General features: G+C 33.8%; 3 protein-coding genes. All 3 read left to right on the forward strand.

Features of this window, described 5'->3' with window-relative positions; translation table 11 throughout:
* The coding region (locus BKH41_RS09895; RefSeq protein WP_180762807.1) for a hypothetical protein at positions 1-234 on the forward strand (234 nt) is incomplete at its 5' end.
* Positions 235-245: 11 nt separating this feature from the next.
* On the forward strand, positions 246-437 hold the full coding sequence (locus BKH41_RS09435) for a hypothetical protein (RefSeq protein ID WP_095299399.1): 192 nt from the start codon (positions 246-248) through the stop codon (positions 435-437).
* A 164-nt stretch (positions 438-601) separates the two neighbouring features.
* Positions 602-5,332 (forward strand): hypothetical protein, encoded by a 4,731-nt coding sequence (locus BKH41_RS10185; protein ID WP_257875462.1) that lies wholly within the window; start codon positions 602-604, stop codon positions 5,330-5,332.
* Positions 5,333-5,442 lie beyond the last annotated feature (110 nt).

A 5,442-nucleotide genomic window follows, 5' to 3' on the forward strand; every position in this document is an offset into this window, starting at 1 on the left:
TTCTTTAAATACTATCTTGTATATCCAAAAATTTCAGGGAAAGAAACAAGAGATTTAGAAAATGAAAAAGAAAATCAAGCAAAAGAAATAAATGATGCATTTAGGCAACAATTCAGTACAGCAAGTAAGATTAATGATTTGCGTCTCTATTCATTTATCATCAATCTGATTGCTGATGGTTTGATCAATCCGAATGGATCGCTTAAAGCAGCTGGTGGTTTGAATCAAAAATGATGGAGTATTTAATGCTTTTAAATAACAAAAATAAAAACAAAAATCTTATCAATCATCCAATGATACGATACTTATTCAAACTAATGGCAGTGTGTTTGCTTGCTCTAGGAGTATTGAACATAGCTTATGGAGAAAAGATGGATCTTAAAGACTTAAACTCAAAAGACAATATAAAAAGAGCATTATTTCTATCATTTGATTAGTTTTAAGCATTATCAGAATATTTTAAGAAAAGAAGATATACGATATACAGAATGGAACGTAGTTTGGGGTCCTAAAAGAAATCATTTAATCAACTATTCAAAGTATTATTTTGATTGTAAGATGGTATCAATTGGGAAGTATATTTTAAAAAGAGCGTATTTGAATGACTTCCAAAGAATTGATTGATAAACTTAAAGATAATTCTGAATTGGCCCAAGCTGCTTATGGGTATTTTGATAGAGCTGATGTTTATAATCAGCAAATAGCAAGAATTGAAGCAATCAGAAAAAAACTTAAAGAAGATAATTTAAGCAATAAAGATTTTAAAAAAGCTTTCTATAAGCTATTGAAAAAAGAAAATTTAAATGATTTAAACACAACCTTGACCTTATTGAACAAAGAAACAGGCAGCCTTAAAAAAATCACTTTCTCCGATATTCTTAACACCAATTATAAATACCATATCAAAGAAGATGGTGGATCTGAAAAAGGAATAAAGTTAAGTACTGAGAAATTCCTAAGCAGTGATTTCTCTCCCCTCCAATCCCAAAGATTCTTTGAACGTTATGATTTATTGCTCCATCAACCCAAAACTCCCTCAGGATTCTCTGCTACCTTGTTTGGAGAAAAGAAACGCCGTAGCTTTCTTCAAGCAGATGGGAGCTTGGAATATGCTTATGATTCTTTTCCATCTTATGATTATGTTGGTTATACTCTTGGGATTCGAGGCAGTGAAATCAGTATATCTAATATGGAAGAAGATCTTTGGATAGATATGGAGAATATCCCAGAAAATCAATACCAAGATATGATTTTGTTTTATTATCAATGCATTGGAGAATTCCCTTTGTGTATGGATTCTTGCAAATATTCTCCTCCTAAAGAATTAAACTTTAATCCCCTTTATCAAAGGCTTCTCAATTATCCTAAGATAATCATAGGTCCCACTTGCCAGATTTTACAAACTTCTGATGCAAAGGTTTTTTATTCCAACTCTCCCTATCCTCCATCTTCTGCTCTTAAAAAGCCTGTTTTTATCTTTTCTCAAGCCATTTCTAGACATACAAAACTTACTCTTAGCGGGCATTCTTTAGGTGGTGTCTTAGGACAACTCTTTGTATTGTCTTTTGAAGAATTCAAAAAGGGTGCAGCGTTTATGAATGATTCTTCTTTTAAAGAGAATCTAAAAGAAAATGGTGTAAAAGATAATGATGAGATAAAAAATCAAAAGGAATTGAGAGGGGCAAGCTTTGAGGAGAATGTTTCCAACGATTTGAGTCGCCCTCATTTTATCCAAGCTCTTTATACTTACAATGCTCGGAGTGTTAAAAAACTATTTCCCTATTATGATGGAATCATTTATTTAGATAAAAATGCGTTCTTAAAAGAATATAACACCAAACATCCAAGCGATCCCAAAGGCCTAGATTTTATTAAAGATCCTTTGTGCTTGTCTTCTTTTGTTGATTTCCTTCTTACTCCCAAGCTTTCCTCAAGATTATTATCTTCCAAAAGACTCAATCAAGTAAGTGATCTGAAAGTGCTGCTTCAATCGGTATTGCAAACTTTTCTCAAGGATTATGAAGGTTATGTGTGCATTAAATTGAAGAAAGATGATAAATTGGACAAATCTTGCTTTTATCCTGTCTCTTCTTTTCTTGGAAAGGCTTATGAATGTTTGATTGAAAACTATTGGTACCAAGAAAAACAAGAGGACTCTCAAATGCCTCTTTCTATCTATCATATCCAAATAGGTTCAGATGATCAACACAATACATTTTATCTAGGATCTCCTCTCACACTTTTAGGAAAGAAGGTTGGTAGAGAAGACACTAAATTCAAAGGTGCTAAAAGCCATCAAATCTCTCTTTTGACAAGATATCTTTATCTCTATTCTTATTTGTTGGATTCATCTTTTAATCAAGGGTTTGATTTGGATATGCTCAATCATTTTATCGAGCTTATCTATCATTCTAATCAAATCGCTTTCAAAAAACTCACTACATATAAAAAACTCATCTCCAAGTCCCATTGCAAAGCTTTGAAAGATATCAGAAAGCAACCCATTTTAAGCATCATTTCAGATATTTTATTTCTTAGCAGAAATGAGTTTTATGACTTTTATATCCCTGCAGCAAGTTTTTATGATTCTCCTGTTGTGAAAGACTTTCTCCAAGAAGATCAATTGATTGATGGGCTTATTAAGTTTAAAAACAAAGGGATTGGATTGAAGCTTTATACTTTCTTTAGAGAAGAAGCTTCTTTGTTAGATGAGATCAAAACCTTTAATATCTCAAGCTATTATTCACTCTATGCTTTCAAACCCTATGAAGTTTATCAGGGAGACAGGTCTTTGATTGATAAGACAAACGTTTCAAAAATCTTTGGTTCGTATGCAAATTTCTCTCTATGCTTCCAACTGCAGGGGAGTGCAAACCAATCAATGGATGAGAAGTTTATTCCAGAACTTCACAAAGCCTATGATGCCTACTTTATTCAAGCATTCCAACACATCCAAGCACAACAGAAGGAAGAGACACACGCTCAATCTGAAGAAGATGAAGAGGACTTCAAATCTTTCAAAGAAGAGCAAGATTCAAATAATCTTCTTGAGTCCCAACCGCAGTTTGTGAGCTTGCAAGATTCACAACAGAGGCAGACTTTTGATGGGGTAGGATGGTTTCAAGAGGGAGGAAATGGAGCTTATACATTTTTTGTTTTTGGCGAGAAACTATCTATAAATCTCTTAGAGCTTTCCCAAAATGGGATTGACACCTTTTGTTCCAAGATATTTTTCTATGGCATTCTTCTTCAAGGTGGCAAAGAGGTTTGTTTGTGTCAAGATCTTCCCAACCAATACCATTTCTTATACCCACCATCTCTTCCTGCTGGAGTTTTTTTGGGAAAAGGTGGGGAAGTCTATGAACTTTTGGGAAACAATACGCTTAAAGTTCTTTTTATCCCAACTGCTGAAAGTCTCAAATTTCTTGAGGCTTCCTTGCCTATAGAAGATGAAGATACTCAGGAATCTGTTCAAGATAAGATTCAAACTCTTGGAGTAGCCTTCAAAGGTTTTACCCTCATTCTTTATTATTATTCTCTTTTAGAATCTTCTTTGAGCATTGTATTGGATATTAATCGTAAAATCACCCAAGAGAAAAAAAACCAAGAAAAAGCAAATAAAGCCAAGCAAGATTCAATCCAGCCCCCACAACCCCAAGTGATGCTTTTTCCCATCTTAGAAGATGATAAACTTCTTTGTCCTCATGGCGGAGAAGTCAAAATCATTGTGGGCAAAGGCAAAAACTTTCGCATTGGAGGGAAATCTCTGATTCTAAATCAAGATATCATAAAAGCTACCATTCAAGGCTGTTGTAATCCTATTACTTTAGGAGGTGCTTGCACAATGGTTGATTTGATTCCACCTGAGGCTTTGTTTAAAAAACAATTCAATCGGGGTTTTCCTATTATCCAAGACAAGGTCACTTTAATCCTTACAGACAGAGGATTTCCCCTCCACACTATTCCCAAGCCCAACAAACTTCAAATCGCTTATTCAGAACCTCTTAATGATGAAAATAAGCAACAAAAATCTGATTCTTTAAACAAACAAAGCATGGAACAAACGCCTTCTTCTTTCTCTCATCCCAATCTTTATCTCCCTCTTCCTTTTCCCATCAATAAAGCTTATTTGACTTCCCGTGATATGAAGAATTCTCCAATAAACATTAATATGATAAAGTCAAATTCCGATGATTTCATCTTTAAGGTAGCTACTGCTCCTTATGAAGCAGCGAAAGCCAAAGACTTGTTTGTAACCTATTCCTTAAAAGATCTTTTAATATCACAAGATATCCCCGATCAAAGCAAAAATAATGCTTTGATTACTCTTGATTTGGAATACCCAAATGATAGACAAAGTGATCCTGAAGTCTTTCATGTCTTACAAGCTGTTCAAGAAATGAAAGAGCAGGGAGATGCAAAACTCAAAGACATCGAAAAAAAAAGAATCGAAGATGATATCCAAACACTAGATGGGATGGTTAGAAGGAGAAAAGAAAGGTTTATAACTTTAAAAATGCTGTTGCTGGTGTTTGATGGTGTTAGGGAAAACAATGATAAAGAAAGCAATGTTAAGGATGAGAAATATGAAAAAAATAAGGGTATCTTGTGTGACATCGTTAAAGAGCTCAACCGAAAGGATGCAGAAGGTATCCCAATGTATTTGACCTATAATTTAAGTACGCTTAAGTCTCTCAATCATTTCTTTGCACAATGTTATGTAGAAGTTGGAAATGGAACATTTACTATGGAAGAAGATTTTTATTACTCTGTGAATGATTTAAAAGATAAATTTCATTTTTCAGAAGCACAGGCAAAAGAATACGGATATGTTAAAAACAAGAAGAAAAAGCTTCCCAAATATTCTCGACTGCCTAATCAAGAAGCGATTGCCAATATCTTGTATGAAAAAAAAAATAGTTTAGGCAATACAAAATCAGGTGATGGTTATAAATTTAGAGGTAGGGGACTTGCCCAACTCACAGGCAGGGGTAATTATGAAGAATTTAATACATATGCCCACAAACACAAATGGGTAGAAGAATCAATTAATTTTGTTGAAAACCCTGATTTATTGATCACTAATGGCAGATATGCCCTATTATCTGCAGTATGGTTTTGGAATAAAGAAGAACTTTATGAAATAGCTGATGCAGATGATGGAAAAATGTGTACTCCTAAAGACAAACATGGAAAGAAACTCGATATTGAAGTCAATGAAGCACTTAGCAAAATCACTTGCAGGATCAATGGAGGAGAAAATGGATTGGAACATAGACAAAAAGCTTATGAGAGAATCAAAAATGATGGAGTATTTGATGCTTTTAAATAACAATAACAAAAATCTTATCGATCATCCAATGATACGATATTTATTCAAACTAATGGCAGTGTGTTTGATTGCTCTAGGAGTATTGAACATAGCTTATGGAGAGAAGATGG

The sequence above is a fragment of the Helicobacter sp. 12S02232-10 genome (assembly GCF_002272895.1).
Lineage (GTDB): Bacteria > Campylobacterota > Campylobacteria > Campylobacterales > Helicobacteraceae > Helicobacter_J.

Coding starts and splice junctions, on each gene's coding strand:
- BKH41_RS10185 (WP_257875462.1), top strand. CDS start 602: ATGACTTCCAAAGAATTGATTGATAAACTTAAAGATAATTCTGAATTG.
- BKH41_RS09435 (WP_095299399.1), top strand. CDS start 246: ATGCTTTTAAATAACAAAAATAAAAACAAAAATCTTATCAATCATCCA.